General features: G+C 50.8%; 11 protein-coding genes. 1 reads left to right on the top strand and 10 read right to left on the bottom strand.

Annotation, left to right across the window (positions count from 1 at the left end; genetic code table 11):
• Positions 1–223: 223 nt before the first annotated feature.
• Positions 224–1657, top strand: coding sequence for a PTS glucose transporter subunit IIBC (gene ptsG / locus K7B67_RS04165; protein WP_252179119.1), 1434 nt, complete (start codon positions 224–226; stop codon positions 1655–1657).
• A gap of 2 nt (positions 1658–1659) precedes the next feature.
• Here the strand turns inward: ptsG and K7B67_RS04160 are convergent, their stop codons facing one another.
• From K7B67_RS04160 to adhE, 10 genes are all read right to left on the bottom strand, one after another.
• Entirely contained in the window at positions 1660–2397 is a 738-nt protein-coding gene (locus tag K7B67_RS04160; RefSeq protein ID WP_252179118.1) for a copper homeostasis protein CutC, read from the bottom strand.
• Between the two features lie 178 nt (positions 2398–2575).
• Positions 2576–3262 carry a hypothetical protein gene (locus tag K7B67_RS04155; protein WP_252179117.1) on the bottom strand — a complete coding sequence of 229 codons (687 nt, stop codon included), beginning with the start codon at positions 3260–3262 and terminating at the stop codon, positions 2576–2578.
• Positions 3263–3476: 214 nt separating this feature from the next.
• Positions 3477–4802, bottom strand: coding sequence for a group II intron reverse transcriptase/maturase (ltrA, locus tag K7B67_RS04150; protein ID WP_252176896.1), 1326 nt, complete (start codon positions 4800–4802; stop codon positions 3477–3479).
• Positions 4803–5308: 506 nt separating this feature from the next.
• Entirely contained in the window at positions 5309–5815 is a 507-nt protein-coding gene (gene crr / locus K7B67_RS04145) for a PTS glucose transporter subunit IIA (RefSeq protein ID WP_252179116.1), read from the bottom strand.
• 65 nt (positions 5816–5880) lie between these two features.
• Entirely contained in the window at positions 5881–6873 is a 993-nt protein-coding gene (gene pfkA / locus K7B67_RS04140) for a 6-phosphofructokinase (RefSeq protein ID WP_252179115.1), read from the bottom strand.
• A gap of 75 nt (positions 6874–6948) precedes the next feature.
• Positions 6949–8385 carry a pyruvate kinase gene (pyk, locus tag K7B67_RS04135; protein ID WP_252179114.1) on the bottom strand — a complete coding sequence of 479 codons (1437 nt, stop codon included), beginning with the start codon at positions 8383–8385 and terminating at the stop codon, positions 6949–6951.
• A 348-nt stretch (positions 8386–8733) separates the two neighbouring features.
• On the bottom strand, positions 8734–9741 hold the full coding sequence (gene gap, locus K7B67_RS04130) for a type I glyceraldehyde-3-phosphate dehydrogenase (protein ID WP_252179113.1): 1008 nt from the start codon (positions 9739–9741) through the stop codon (positions 8734–8736).
• Between the two features lie 695 nt (positions 9742–10436).
• The gene (locus K7B67_RS04125; RefSeq protein ID WP_252179112.1) at positions 10437–10694 is read right to left on the bottom strand and encodes an HPr family phosphocarrier protein; all 258 of its coding nucleotides are present in this window, start codon (positions 10692–10694) and stop codon (positions 10437–10439) included.
• Between the two features lie 304 nt (positions 10695–10998).
• Positions 10999–12381 carry an N-acetylglucosamine-specific PTS transporter subunit IIBC gene (nagE, locus tag K7B67_RS04120; RefSeq protein WP_252179111.1) on the bottom strand — a complete coding sequence of 461 codons (1383 nt, stop codon included), beginning with the start codon at positions 12379–12381 and terminating at the stop codon, positions 10999–11001.
• A gap of 290 nt (positions 12382–12671) precedes the next feature.
• Entirely contained in the window at positions 12672–15287 is a 2616-nt protein-coding gene (gene adhE, locus K7B67_RS04115) for a bifunctional acetaldehyde-CoA/alcohol dehydrogenase (RefSeq protein ID WP_252179110.1), read from the bottom strand.
• Between the last annotated feature and the right edge of the window lie 16 nt (positions 15288–15303).

Here is a 15303-nt window from a genome sequence, read left to right as displayed (position 1 = left end):
TTTTATCCTCAATTTTCTGCCGTCCTCGCTACAGGCGCCATTCTCGGTCAGGCTCCAAGGCTGAGTGGGACTCTGCCCGGCTTTTGCTGCTTCTGGCGGCAAAAGCTTTTATGCCAGCAAACACCGCTGCTTTTACGCTCAGGGCTATTTAGTCTATCCTTCCTTACATTCACAAACCTTCCGTTTACCCCAAGACTAAAATCTTCTCTTCGGAGTATCTCCAATGGTTAAATCTGCATTCGGCACACTTCAGCAGATAGGTCGGGCACTGATGTTGCCCGTGGCGGTTTTACCCGTTGCCGGTATATTGCTGGGCGTAGGCAGTGCCGGCTTCAGTATTATTCCGGAAATCGTCTCCAGCATCATGGCCCAGGCTGGCGGAATGGTGTTTGGAAACCTGCCTCTTATCTTCGCCATTGGTACGGCCATTGGCCTCACGGATAACGACGGTGTTTCCTCATTAGCAGCCACCGTCGGCTACGTGGTCATGCTGGGCACCATGGGCGTCATGGCCACAGAGCTGGGGGTTGAACCCAGTTCCATTCTGGGCGTAAACACCATTGATACGGGTGTTTTTGGTGGGATTATTGTGGGCATTCTGGCGTCATGGATGTTCAATCGCTTCTACAAGATCAAACTTCCGGATTATCTGGGCTTCTTTGCAGGCAAGCGTTTTGTTCCCATCGTCACAGCCATCGGGTCGATCTTTCTCGGTATTCTCCTCAGCTTTATCTGGCCACCCATACAAGAGGCTATTGACACCTTCTCACAATGGTCAGTGACAGAAAACCCGGTCATGGCAGGCTTTGTCTATGGAGTGGTTGAGCGTGCCCTGATTCCGTTTGGCCTGCATCATATCTGGAATGTCCCCTTTCATATGGAGATGGGTGAGTTTATTGGTCCCTCAGGTCAGGTTTATACAGGCGACATCGCACGCTTCTTTGCTGGCGATCCCACCGCTGGATTTCTGGCTGGCGGCTACCTTTTCAAAATGTTTGGCTTGCCTGCTGCCGCCATTGCCATGTGGCATTGCGCCAGGCCCGAAAATAAACACAAAGTGGCTGGCCTTATGCTTTCCGCCGCTCTCACTTCGGTGCTCACAGGCATCACAGAACCTATAGAATTCTCATTCCTGTTTGTCGCTCCGATACTCTATGTCATTCACGCCCTGCTGGCTGGACTGGCCTACGCCATCACCAATTACCTTGATATCAAGATGGCCATGTCATTTTCCAACGGCCTGATCGACTACCTCCTTTATTACGGCATTGCTACCAAACCGGCCTGGATTATTGGTCTGGGGCTCATGTATGCCGTTCTCTATTATGGAATCTTCAGGGTCATGATCACGCTGCTGGACCTGAAAACCCCCGGCCGTGAAACTGAAACGGAACTGGCGGCCAAAGTCGTGGTATCCAGCAACCTTGCCAGAAACCTTATCCTTGCTTTTGGAGGTAAAGGAAATATCAAGAATCTGGATGCCTGCATCACTCGTTTAAGAGTCACCGTTAACAACCCCGATCACGTTGACCAGGAAGCCATTAAACAACTGGGGGCCACTGCAGTGGTAGTGGTGGGTCAGAATATGCAGGCCATTTTTGGCACTCAGTCCGACAATATTCGGACTGAGATGGAAGAAGCCATAAAAGCTATGTGAAGCTAATGAAAAGATTCTACCGCTGAACAGAGGGAACGGACTCTCTCTACCGATACCTCTCCTGTTTCAAGAACGCTGCTGTAAGCATGAATGCTGGTTGCATGATTTTCTACAGGCAGCTGCTGGAGGATCTTGCCGATATTCTCCGGACTAACCCCGCCACCGACCACCAGCTCCAGTTTGTTTTCAGCTTTCAACATCAGCTGCGCAAGCATCCTGACGCCTTCGGAGGCTCCATCGGCAGAACCCCAGGTGGTACCACTGCTGAGGATACGATCGACGCCGTATTGAATCAGCACATCGAGACTTTCAAACATATTGGGCGTCGCATCCAGCGCACGATGAAAGGTCACAGACAGATTGCGGGTCTTGGCGGTATCCACCAATTGACCCAGGACATCACGATTAATGGTATTGCCGGGAAGGGCAAGAGTACCAATAACGACACCGTCAGCGCCCGCCCTGGCCGCATCACAGATTTGCTGCTCCATGAGCAGAACCTCTTCATTGCCGTATGAAAAATAACCACCCCGTGGGCGAATCATGCACAATAAACCACGACGATCCCGGAAAGCCTCACGGGCAGCCTCCAGTGCTGTCATCGTCGGAGTGATGCCTCCCACGGACATATCACCGCACAACTCTATCCGCGCTGCTCCCCCTTCATAGGCGGCTGCAACAGAACGATAAACATAGTCTGGGTTCAGACTGTTAACACAGATCTCAACAGGGATTGGCAATGTATGACTCCTGAATGCTCATAGCACAAAAACGACACTAAAAGCCTGTTATGGCCCGCCACTTAACGTGGCTGAAGACACAGGCAGAAAAACTCTGATAATAATAACCAGAGTGTCACAGATCGTTCAGGAAAACATGCTCTTTACAAAGAAAATTTCATGAAATTAAACGTCGTATTTAAGGTAAGCTACCCGTCATTCTCAGCACATCATCGATCAGCATCTTGTCCAGCTTCTGTTTTTGCTTAAGCATTTCCATCTTGCCCGGACTGACCCAGACCTTAAAACTTTCAGGCTCGTCATCGCTAATCGCTGCTGGCATGGTAACGGTGTATTCCTCATGAGTCGGATCCATAAAAAAATAAGGTACAGGAGGAGGAAAATCATCAAAACAACCCCCTGACTGATACCTGAGAAAATCATCATAATAAGACGACATATAAGAGGAATAAGCTGATCGTGCTCCTGCACAGCCCGGGCCTTTTCTGACGGAGTCCTCCAAACCCCAGGTTTCACTGGCTTCCTCCTGCCCGGGCAGAAGGATACCAGCAAGACGGGCAGCCTGGCGGATATGCTCAGTTTCCAGACGCCTGAGCTCTGCCAGTAGCTCCTGATGGGTCATCCGGTTCAGGCGAGCATTGCGCGCCTGATCATAAGACTGGTAACTGTTCCCGTTTAATACCGAGTCGCCATCGAGGTATCGGGCAACCGTTTCTTTTCTGACAGAGTCCAACTGGTCAATAACAACCTGTAATTGCTCAGACTCCTGATGCTCTTTCGGAGGCGTAGATACCTCTTGAAATGAAAAAATCAGCAGCAGAAACCCGGTAACCACCAATACTAAAAGTGACACAATTCCTTTCATACACACCTCCCTTATCCCACAGTTTTTTAGGTGAGACCACGAATTAGCCGGACGGTTCAATCGGGAACAGCTTAGAAGAAGGGAGGAAAATCGTCACTAACAAGTTGATCAGGGATACTAACCTGCTGGGGAAGATCGGGATAGGGCGTAGCCTCACAGCTACGCTCCTCCCACAACACCCAGCATACGGGTCCGTACTGGGCGTTTCGGTCAGTTAAGCAGCCAATAATCTAATCAAACCTAATTCATCGAACCAACTATTCGGCAATGCTAAGTGCAGCGCAGGACTCCGGCTTATCCGCCAGTACCCTTTGCTCGATCCTACTGTCTGCCTCGTCAGCTCTTCACTGACTCCTCGCCTTCTTAGCTCCGCATATCGCTTCGGACTTTTCTTCCATTGATACCAGAGCAAACTTCTCAATCGTCGCCTGATCCAGCAGTCAAAGTTTTCAAACTCCGAACGGGTTTCAACTTCTCGAAAGTAGTTCTTCCAGCCCCGTAAATAGCGATTCAGAGACTCCAATCTCTGCTCCAGTGACCGCCCGCCTTTGCGGGTTAGTTGTTTGACCTTGTCCCTGAACCGCTTGCAGGTTTTATCTGCCAGCTTCTTCCTGCCATCTCTGGTAAAGCTGTATCCCAGGAACGCCCGCCTCCATGCCTTGTCAACTGCACTTTTCGCAACGTTGACTTTCAGCTTCAGCTTACTTTCGATGTAACGAGTCAAACTTGCCATCACTCTCTCGCCTGCTTTCTTGCTTCGCACAAACACCCGACAGTCATCAGCGTAACGTACAAATCGTAAATCACGCTTTTCTAACTCTTTATCGAGTTCATCCAGTACGATGTTAGACAACACAGGTGAGAGCGGCCCTCCCTGAGGCACTCCTTCCGTCTGCGGTTTTACCAGCCCGTTCTCCATCACTCCGGACTGTAGGAATCGTCGAATTAAACGTAATACATCCTTGTCATCTGTGTGAACTGCCAGTTTTGCCATCAGTCGATCATGGTTAACCCGATCGAAGAATTTCGACAGGTCAATGTCCACAACCCAGTTATATCCTTCTCGGATATACGACTGAGCCTGATTAATCGCCTGATGAGCTGACCGGTTCGGCCTGAACCCGTAACTGAAAGATGAGAACCTTAGTTCCCACTCGGCCTGCAATACTTGCTGTATCGCTTGCTGCACCATTCGGTCTAAGGCGATTGGTATACCCAACTGCCTTTCTCCTCCGTCCGGTTTGGGAATCAGTACTCGCCTTACGGGAGCAGGACGCCATTCTCCCTGCAAAAGACATTGTCGCAGTTCATGACCATGTTCTTGTAGATGGGTGTACAACCCTTCCACTGTCATACGGTCGATCCCTGCTGCGCCTTTATTGCGTTTAACTCGCTGAAAGGCTCTTGTTAAATTATTGGGGTTGGCGATACGCTCCATCAGTCTAGTACCACCCGCCGGGCTTTCGTAATCCTGTGATACCGACACGACCTCAGCTCTCATAGCCTTGCAGCCTCCGGTTCCGCCGTGACCACTTGGCATGAGTTCCAGTGTTTGCTGGATTTGTCTGCGTCCAGTGTATCGAATAACAGAAACTACTCACCACTCTGTACCGTTCAGGCCTTCACTGACATACGCCAGCTACTATGCCATCTGCTGACTTCTGTGTGGCGGTCAAGTCACCTTACGATGACCTCAGTCCGAAATATCAGACACCACACAGACCTCCCGAGGTAAGTCACACCGCCTTCGCCGCACAACCGCCAGATCTACTGCCTGAATGTCCGGATGAGTATGGACTTCGTCATCATACGCTGACTCGTCCTCACGCAAACAGCCTCATATCTGATTTCTGTTCGTCGGCTCGCGGTTTTGCTCCACACTGCCTTCAGCCTGCATCTCACGATACAAACCTTGTGCTTCACTAGTCCTTCGCCCTCATCTGGCTGGACAGGGGACTTTCACCCCCAAGCTGTGTGACATGCTCGGCACACGTATGCATTCCCACGCAAAGCGTGGGAACGAGGGGGAATGCACGGATGGCTGTACTACCTCATTTTTACAACCAGCAGGTCATCACTGCCCTGAACAACAGAGCCTGAAGATTTTTCCAGAGAGGCGACATCGTCCATATTAGAGATCACAACAGGCGTAATAACGCTCTTGGCTTTCTCTTTCAGTAACTTCAGATCCACTTCGATGATCGGATCTCCGGCCTTGACCTGTTGGCCTTCGCTGGCAATACGCTTGAAACCTTCGCCCTTCAGCTCAACTGTATCAATACCAAAGTGAACGAATAGCTCGACGCCGGTAGGTGTCTCCATGCTGAAGGCGTGATTGGTTTCAAAGATCTTGCCAATTTCACCATCACAGGGCGCTACCATGACGCTGCCGGTAGGATTAATGGCAATACCGTCACCAACCACTTTATCCGCAAAAACAGGATCAGGTACTTCTTCAATCGGTACAATATCACCGCTCAGTGGTGCTTTGATCACCGTTCCCTGATCGGCGCTCAGCCCCACGCTTTTTTTGAAAGAGTCAAAAAGGCTCATCGTTTTCACCATTTACTTGAACGCATTGATTTTAGGAGCCAGGCCTGTTGACCTGATTACGCCATTTATACTGTGACGATATCCGCCACTTTCAGCAGATGGCTATCAATCGCATTGTGTTTACTGATGGCTTCTTTCAGTGGTGTATGAACAATCTTCTGATCACGAACACCCACCATGACACCGCTGACACCATCACGCAGAGCTTCTACAGAAGCCACGCCAAGGCGACTGGCCAGGACCCGGTCATAACAGCTGGGCTTACCACCCCGCTGAATATGACCCAGCACGGTCACTTTGACTTCATAAGCCGGGAAGTTTTCTTCCACCGCCCTGGAGAGTTCAAAGACACCTCCGGATTTATCACCTTCTGAAACCACAACGATGCTGGATGTTTTCCCAGCCCGGCCACTGCTTTCAAGAGAGCTCATCAGCTGATCAATGGGCTTCTGGTCTTCTGGAATCAAAATCTCTTCTGCACCCGCGGCAATACCAGCATTCAATGCAATAAAGCCGGCATCCCGACCCATCACCTCGATCAGAAACAGACGATTATGAGAAGTGGCGGTATCACGAATCTTGTCAATCGCCTCCACCACCGTATTCAAAGCGGTATCATAACCGATGGTGTAATCGGTTCCGAAGATATCATTATCAATGGTACCGGGCACGCCAATACAGGGAAGACCGTGCTCTTTTTCCAGCAGCATGGCCCCCGTGAACGAACCATCGCCGCCAATAACAACCAGTCCATCCAGTCCTGCGGCCCGGGCATTTTCGTAGGCGGCAGCACGACCCTCTGGGGTACGGAACTCCTGACAGCGGGCAGACTTCAGGAAAGTCCCCCCCTGATTGATAATATTGGCCACTGAGCGCGCATTCATCACTTTCAGGTCGTTATCAATCAAACCTTTGTAACCTTCATAAATGGCTACCGGCTCAATCCCGTAAAAGATACAGCTGCGAACTACGGAACGAATGGCAGCATTCATGCCTGGCGCATCACCACCTGAAGTCAGCACACCCACTTTTTTCAGTTCTGCTTTCAGTTCTGCCATGATCTGCTCGTCTCCTAAATCCCGTCAGGGGAAACAACAGGCATGCCTGAAAAACATGCCTGTACTTAACTGAAATTATTTAACCGTAACAATCTGCATGGTGTTGGTGCCGCCTTCGACTTCACCGGACTCACCCTTGGTCAGGATGATGCGGTCACCGGATTCCAGCAGGCCACGAGCTTTCAGTTCATCAATAGCCCTTTCATTCACTTCAGGGCCGTAATGACTGCCGCTGTCAAAGGCTACCGATTCAACACCACGGTAAAGTGCCACACGACGCTCGGTGGTTTTATAGCGAGTCATGGCAAAAATAGGCAGACTGGTGTTAACCCGGGACATCCACAGAGGCGTAGCACCGGTCTTGGTCAGACAAACAATCGCTGTTACCCCTTCCAGACGATTAGCAGCGTGCATGGCAGCCAGGGCGATAGCGGCATCGGTTTCACCGGCATAGGCTTTGTCCAGACTGCTTCCGGAGATCATTTCAGGATGTTTCTCGGCACCCTGACAGATACGGGCCATAGCCTTAACGACCTCATGGGGACGCTTGCCTGTCGCCGTTTCACCAGACAGCATAACAGCGTCGGTGCCATCCAGAACCGCATTGGCCACGTCAAACACTTCAGCACGGGTTGGCTGAGTGTTGTGAATCATGGATTCCATCATTTGTGTAGCGGTAATAACCGGACGGTTAAGACGACGAGCGACGTTGATCATTTGCTTCTGAACACCAATCAGTTCAGCGTCGCCGATCTCTACTCCCAGATCACCACGAGCCACCATGACCGCATCAGAAGCCCTGATCACTTCTTCCAGCAATTCAAAGCTTTGAACCACTTCCGCACGCTCAATCTTGGACAGAATGGCAGCCGTACCACCGGCTTCACCCAGGAGCTTGCGAGCCAGCTCAACATCCGCAGCACTGCGAACGAAAGACACCGCCATGAAATCGACCCCCAGGGCGGCGGCCAGCTTGATATCTTCCTTATCTTTGTCGGTCAGGGCATCGGCAGACAGACCACCACCGGCCAGGTTGATACCCTTGTTATTGGACAGCTCACCACCATCCAGAGTAGTGGTTACAATGCGGGAACCTTCAATAGATTTAACCTGCAAACTCAGACGACCATCGTCCAGTAACAGGACATCGCCTACCTTGCAGTCATTGGGCAGATCTTTGTAAGCCAGACCAACCTGTGTTTCATCACCGGCATCGAAAGGCAGTTCAGCATCCAGAATGAATTCAGCACCATCTGGCAGAAAGATCTTCCCATTCTGGAAACGACCGATACGAATTTTAGGCCCCTGCAGGTCACCCAAAATCGCAACACTGCGACCCAGTCGGGCAGCGATACTGCGAATGCGCTCTGCACGGATACGGTGATCATCTGCGTCACCGTGGGAGAAGTTCAGTCGAACAACGTTGACACCGGCTTCGATCAACTTGGTGAGCTGTTCTTCGGACTCTGTGGCAGGTCCAAGTGTGGCAACGATTTTTGTGCGTCTGAGCATGATATCCTCTCGCGAATTCGCCACGGATCGACCCAGCACGATGAAACTACTTGAACGGAGAGTCGACCGGGGCATAAATGCCATACGGCAGTTTGACAACAGTAGTCTTTAATTCAATCTTGAAAGCAACAAAAAGGAGAGTGTGTACCTGAGAAACCAGTCCGCCAATCTGAACCCATTATAGTTGGCCTGCTCATTTCTACATATTCGGAAGAGAAGTTAAGCTGTCGATGCTTAGCCAGCTCCCCATACACCTTCTTCTTTTTGCTGCCTGGAATGCCCTGCTGTGAAAGCATAGGCATCAATCTGAAAAGCCTCACATCAGCGAGGCTTTTCAATAACCTGAAATCAGGCGCTCAGCAGAGCTTTTGCGGTATCCAGCATACGGTTGGAGAAGCCCCACTCGTTGTCATACCAGGACATCACCTTCACCAGGTTACCCTGAACGCGAGTTTGGGTCGCATCAAAGCTGGAAGAGAATGGACTGTGGTTGAAGTCCATGGAAACCAGAGGCTCATAGTTCACGTGCAGAACCTTGCTCATCGCTTCAGAAGACTTGGCTGAAGTAGCAATGATTTCGTTGACTTCTTCAACAGTCGTCTCACGGCTGGCGACAAAGTTCAGGTCAACCAGAGATACGTTAACGGTAGGCACCCGAACCGCCATACCATCAAACTTGCCTTTCAGCTCAGGAACTACCAGACCCACGGCAGCAGCAGCACCAGTAGCGGTTGGAATCATGTTCTGTGCAGCAGCACGGGCCCGATACAAATCGCTGTGGTATACATCGCTGAGACGCTGGTCATTGGTGTAGGAGTGGATAGTGGTCATCAGGCCTTTTTCAATACCCAGGGCATCATTCAGAGGCTTGGCAACAGGAGCCAGACAGTTGGTGGTGCATGATGCGTTAGAGATAACGGTCATGTCAGCAGTCAGGGTGTCATGGTTAACACCGAAAACGATGGTGGCGTCTACTTCCTTGCCCGGAGCAGAGATAATAACCTTCTTGGCACCCGCATTCAGATGGGGTTTGCAGGCTTCCTTGGAACGGAATACACCGGTGCATTCAAAGACAACGTCAACACCCAGGCTAGCCCAGGGCAGGTTGGACGGATCACGCTCAGAGAATGTCTTGATTTCGTCACCGTTAACAAACAGTGCACCTTCACCTTCTTCAACTTGAGCGTCGAAGCGACCGTGTACGGTGTCGTACTTGGTCAGGTGAGTATTGATTTTCGTATCACCCAGGTCATTAATAGCAACAATCTGGAATTCTTCGCGACGACCGGCTTCGTAGAGCGCACGCAGAACGTTGCGACCGATACGACCATAGCCATTGATTGCGATTTTGATCATGACAACTCCAATACTCTTAGTCACAGCGGGACAGCCCGCTACTTCATTAGTAAATAGGATTCTCAGTGTGAATTCAGCTTCGTGAAAATACCTAAACTCCCTGCTATACAAGGGATCACAGGCTTTTTCAAAAAACGACAGAAATTATATTTCTGCCCAACACACTGTCACACCAAAGGACACTCTTATTCAGGAAACACGACAAAAGTTATCCCTGTTGAACCATCAGGGGTTGACACAGGATTGGAACGACGTTACAAATATGCTCAACAAAACACACAAAGTCGCACGCTTGCAAACATCACCCTCCACCAATCCTTCTGAAGGTTCGTTGTGTATCTATCAAAGAGTACACAAGCAGCGGGGTTTCTTCATACAGACGGCCATCTGAAGAGGAAACCGAGCCTGTTCTAACAGGTAACAACGCCTGACAATCTGATCTGCCGTTGCGCGTTACCTGACTGCTACCCACTCAACCTATCCGAAAACACGTATCAGTAATGCTTTGTGGATAGCACCGTCCCGATGCATTCGTTGAAACACACCCGGTACGTGATACTCGCTAGAGAATACCCGCAACTGTTTTAGTATTACAGGCATTTTTTCACCAGAAAACGACTCGTCAGAGGACGACCTAATTACTTTCTGATTCATTGCGAAAGACAGCTCTGCTAAAGGCTGGGCTAGAAAAGAACTTATTTCAGTGTCACGATAAACTCTGCCAGGTGCTGCACAGCCTTCTCAGCGCCCTCACCTTCGCCAATGATGGTCACTGTCGAGCCTTGAGTCAGGCCCAGGGTCTGGAGCTTGAACAGGCTTTTGGCACTGGCCTGTTTGCCACCGGCCTCCAGCTTGATATCACACTCAAAAGTCTTGGCTTCTTTGACGAACTGAGCAGCCGGACGAGTATGAAGGCCATTCTCAGCAGTGATTACAACATCTTTCTTAAACATATTCGGTCTCTCTGTAACTTGAGCACCTGCCAGGCAGTAAGAGGCTGGACAGACCTGACTCTGAAACGGATGCGCCAGAGTAAAGATACGCCTGACTGCTTTAATTCAGAAGCCCGGCCTGAATGTCAAAACAAAAGCCGACAGGAAATATTGATGAACCCAGTCATTTGGCGGTAGGTAAACCCCACACTATGACCGAAGAATCGAACAGCCCTGACCAAAAAGCTATCCGGATTTTCCACTAAACCACCTTGCAGGGGAAGAAAATCAGAAGCTTCTTTACGCCAGGGCAAAATAGCCAGTGTTAACGCGCCATTTTAGCGTTTATTTCACCGGCAATGATTTCAGCCTGAGGGCCGAGAATTACCTGCAGGTTATTTTCACCCAGCCTCACCACACCTTTAGCACCCATGGCTTTCAGACCGGCTTCATCAATCAGGTTACGGTTAGCCAGAGTCAGGCGCAGTCGGGTAATACAGGCTTCAACAGAGGTCAGGTTGGCCTCACCACCCAGCAGTTCGATATAACGCAGGGCGCGTTCTGAACCATTGGCAGCTTCAGATGCTACGGTAACGGGCTCTTCATCTTCACGACCCGGTGTCTTCAGGTTGAAAACCTTGATGGTAAAATAGAACACACAGAAGTAAATAACAGAGAATGTCAGACCAATGAATACCAGCGTCACAGGCTTGGTAGCCAGACCCCAGTTCAGCACCAGATCCAGCGCACCGGCGGAGAAGCCAAAGCCGTGCAGCACACCAAAAATATTGGTGATCACCAGAGACAGTCCAGTCAGTACTGCGTGAACAGCGTAGAGACCAGGCGCCAGGAATACAAACAGGAACTCCAGAGGCTCAGTAACACCGGTCAGGAAGGCGGTAGCACCGACAGACAGCAGCACACCACCAACACGGGCACGGTTTTCTTTAGGCGCAGCCAGATACATAGCCAGTGCACCCGCAGGCAGACCGAACATCATGACCGGGTAGAAACCTGCCATGAAAGTACCGGCAGTGGGGTCACCAGCAAAGAAACGCGGCAGATCGCCGGTTACCACCTCACCGGCGGCATTGGTAAATTCACCAAAACCAAACCAGAACACAGAGTTCACAACATGGTGCAGACCTACTGGAATCAGACCGCGGTTCAGTACCCCATAGGCAAACTGTCCAACAGAGCCAGATTCGGAGATACCCATAGCAAAGGCATCAATCGCAGACTGAATGACCGGCCATACGTAACCTGCCGCCACAGAGACCGCCAGGGCAATCAGACCGGTCATGATCGGCACCAGACGCTTGCCACCGAAAAACGCCAGGTAGGGAGGCAAAGCCACCGCATGGAAGCGATTGTAACTATGACCAGCAATAATACCGGCGATAATGCCACCAAAAAATGACATATCAATATCAGCATTGATGGTCTTGGCGCCGGCAGTCAGCACAAAATAGCCAACAGCACCCGCCAGCACCGCTGCACCAGCGTCGTCTTTTGACAGACCCGTAGCAATACCCATGGCAAACAGCAACGGCAGGTTACTGAAAATAGCGTTACCCGCTTCTGCTACAAATTTAATATCCAGCAGATCGGGCTGCCCCAGACGCAGCAATATTGCCGCAATAGGCAGAGTAGCGATGGGCAGCATCAACGCCTTACCCAATCTCTGCATATAGCCAAGAATGTTCAAAATAGTCACCCCTTAAATATGAATGTCACTCCACAAACCTCAATCAAAACTCCGCCGAACTCAATCAGACAGACCCGTGACGGGCAGTGTGAAATTTGGGAGGAATGTAACCGGTTACAGGGGTCCGGTTCAACCGCATTGTGAGGATTTCGTAAAGAGATTAACCAGTTATTGACCCAGAGCAAAAAAACACACAGAACCAGCAGGAGGCAACAGAACCCCCTTACAAACACAAAAGTGCGCCGACAACCCAGATTGTCAGCGCACAGTTTTAGCGGCTAAAAACAAGATCACTCGCCGTAATAAGCCTTCTTCAACAACCCTTCCAGCTCAGAGACCAGGGGCATTCTTGGGTTAGCCGTGGTGCACTGATCTTCAAAAGCATGATCAGCCAGCATTTTGACTTTTTCCATAAACCCTTTTTCAGAAATACCCAGCTCTTTAAGGGATAAAGGCATCCCCACCTGCGTCATCAACTGACGCACCGCATTGGCCAGGGATTTAACCCCTTCTTCCGCCGTTTTGCAGGGCAGGTCCAGCGCCTTGGACACTTCGGCATACTTCTCATGGGCAATGTAATGATCGTATTTCGGGAATGAAGCCACCTTGGATGGATTCGGGCATCCGTTGTACTCAATCACGTGGGGCAGCAGGAGCGCATTAGCTAATCCATGGGGAACATTGAACTCGTGACCTAATTTATGAGCCATAGAGTGGTTAATGCCCAGGAACGCATTAGCAAAGGCCATACCGGCGATACAGGAGGCATTATGCATCTTTTCCCTGGCCACTTTGTCCGCTTCTTCATAGGACTTGGGCAGATATTTAAAGACCATTTGAACCGCTTTCATCGCCAGTGCGTCGGTGTAATCAGACGCCATCACAGAGACATAAGCCTCCAGTGCGTGAGTCAGCACATCCAGACCGGTGTCGGCAGTCACTTTTTTAGGCACGGTCAGCACCAGGTTGGGATCCAGAATCGCCACATCCGGTGTTAACTCATAGTCCGCCAGAGGATACTTGATGCCTTTCTCTTTATCGGTAATAACGGCAAAAGACGTCACTTCAGAGCCGGTTCCGGAAGTCGTAGGAATCGCCACCAGCCTGGCTTTCTTACCCAGTTTCGGGAACTTGTAGACCCGTTTGCGGATATCGAAGAACTTCTGGGCCATACCGGCAAAGTCTGCTTCTGGCTGCTCATAGAACAGCCACATGCCTTTGGCTGCATCAATGGGTGAGCCGCCACCCAGGGCAATCACCACATCCGGATTGAAACGCGCCATATCCTCAGCACCGGCACGAATCGTTGCCAGGCTCGGATCAGCCTCAACCTGGTTAAACACTCTCATCTGCACCGGCACCGGGCGCTTTCTCAGGTGGTACTGAACCTTTTCCACATAACCCAGACTCTGAATCACTTCGTCTGTCACAATAAATACACGAGAAATGTCGGGCATTTTCTCGAGGTACTGGAGCGAGTTGGCTTCGAAATAGATTTTCCTGGGCACCTTGAACCACTGCATATTAACCCGACGCTTGGCAACACGCTTGAGGTTGATCAGGTTAACAGCAGAAACATTGGACGTTGTACTGTTACCCCCGTAGGTGCCACAACCCAGAGTCAGGGAAGGCATGTTGGTGTTATAGATATCACCAATAGCGCCATGGGTGCTTGGCGAGTTAATGATGATACGACCGGCCTTCATCGCCAGAGAGAACTGATCAACCACTTCATCACTCAGGGAGTGCAGAACCGCGGAATGCCCGAGACCGCCAAAGTTCAGCATCTGATCAGCCAGCTCAATGGCATGTCGGGTATCTCTGGCCTTGAGAAAGCCCAGCACCGGAGAGAGCTTCTCACGGGACAGAGGAAACTCCGGCCCAACCCCTTCAATCTCAGCCGCCAGCACCCTGGTCTCTTCCGGCACGGTAATACCGGCCAGCGCCGCAATATCGGCGGGCTTCATACCCACAATCTTACTGTTGACATGACCATCAATAATGACCACCTCAGCCAGACAATCGGTCTCCTTAGGAGATGTGAAATAGACATTCAGCCGCTTCATTTCTTCCTTGAAAGACGCGTAAACTTCGTCGTGTACTATGGCAGCCTGCTCGGAGGCACAGATCATGCCGTTATCAAAACTCTTGGACAGCACCAGATCATTGGCGGCCTGCTTGATATTGGCAGTGCGATCAATAACACAAGGCACATTACCCGGCCCCACACCCAGGGCCGGCTTGCCAGAGGAATAGGCGGCCCGAACCATACCTGAACCACCGGTTGCAAGAATGACTGAGATCTCGGGATGCGTCATCAGCTTTTGCGTGGCCTCCAGCGATGGCTGCTCTACCCAGAGCACACAATCTTCCGGCGCACCTGCTTCAATGGCGGCGTCGCGAACAATTCTTGCCGCCTCCGTTGAACACTGCTGAGCCGAAGGGTGAAAAGCAAACACAATGGGGTTACGTGTCTTGGCAGAAATAATGGATTTGAACATGGTGGTAGACGTTGGGTTTGTCACCGGCGTAATACCACAGACAACCCCGACCGGCTCGGCCACCAGCATATAATCCTCTTCCTCATTATCCTCAATCACACCGACGGTCTTGTCGTATTTGATAGAGTGATAGATGGACTCCGTCGCAAAGATATTCTTGGTGACCTTATCTTCGAGGATTCCCCTCCCGGTTTCTTCAACGGCCATTCTGGCCAGCTCCATATGGGCAGACTGCCCTGCCAGAGCCATGGCCCGGGTAATCCGGTCCACGCCTTCCTGGTTCAGCTCCAGATATTTTTCTCTGGCTATCCGGGCCCGCTTCAGCAGACCATCAAGCTGCGCATCAACGCTGGAAACACTGTCCTGTTTTTTTTCCTGAGCCTTAACTGCCGGTTTACCTGCCATGAGAATCACCTCACAC

This window comes from Endozoicomonas sp. 4G (assembly GCF_023822025.1).
Classification (GTDB): domain Bacteria; phylum Pseudomonadota; class Gammaproteobacteria; order Pseudomonadales; family Endozoicomonadaceae; genus Endozoicomonas_A.
This window is presented reverse-complemented; position numbering and strand designations above follow the sequence as displayed.

Coding starts and splice junctions, on each gene's coding strand:
- adhE (WP_252179110.1), bottom strand. CDS start 15,287: ATGGCAGGTAAACCGGCAGTTAAGGCTCAGGAAAAAAAACAGGACAGT.
- K7B67_RS04155 (WP_252179117.1), bottom strand. CDS start 3,262: ATGAAAGGAATTGTGTCACTTTTAGTATTGGTGGTTACCGGGTTTCTG.
- ltrA (WP_252176896.1), bottom strand. CDS start 4,802: ATGCCAAGTGGTCACGGCGGAACCGGAGGCTGCAAGGCTATGAGAGCT.
- pfkA (WP_252179115.1), bottom strand. CDS start 6,873: ATGGCAGAACTGAAAGCAGAACTGAAAAAAGTGGGTGTGCTGACTTCA.
- crr (WP_252179116.1), bottom strand. CDS start 5,815: ATGAGCCTTTTTGACTCTTTCAAAAAAAGCGTGGGGCTGAGCGCCGAT.
- gap (WP_252179113.1), bottom strand. CDS start 9,741: ATGATCAAAATCGCAATCAATGGCTATGGTCGTATCGGTCGCAACGTT.
- K7B67_RS04125 (WP_252179112.1), bottom strand. CDS start 10,694: ATGTTTAAGAAAGATGTTGTAATCACTGCTGAGAATGGCCTTCATACT.
- ptsG (WP_252179119.1), top strand. CDS start 224: ATGGTTAAATCTGCATTCGGCACACTTCAGCAGATAGGTCGGGCACTG.
- pyk (WP_252179114.1), bottom strand. CDS start 8,385: ATGCTCAGACGCACAAAAATCGTTGCCACACTTGGACCTGCCACAGAG.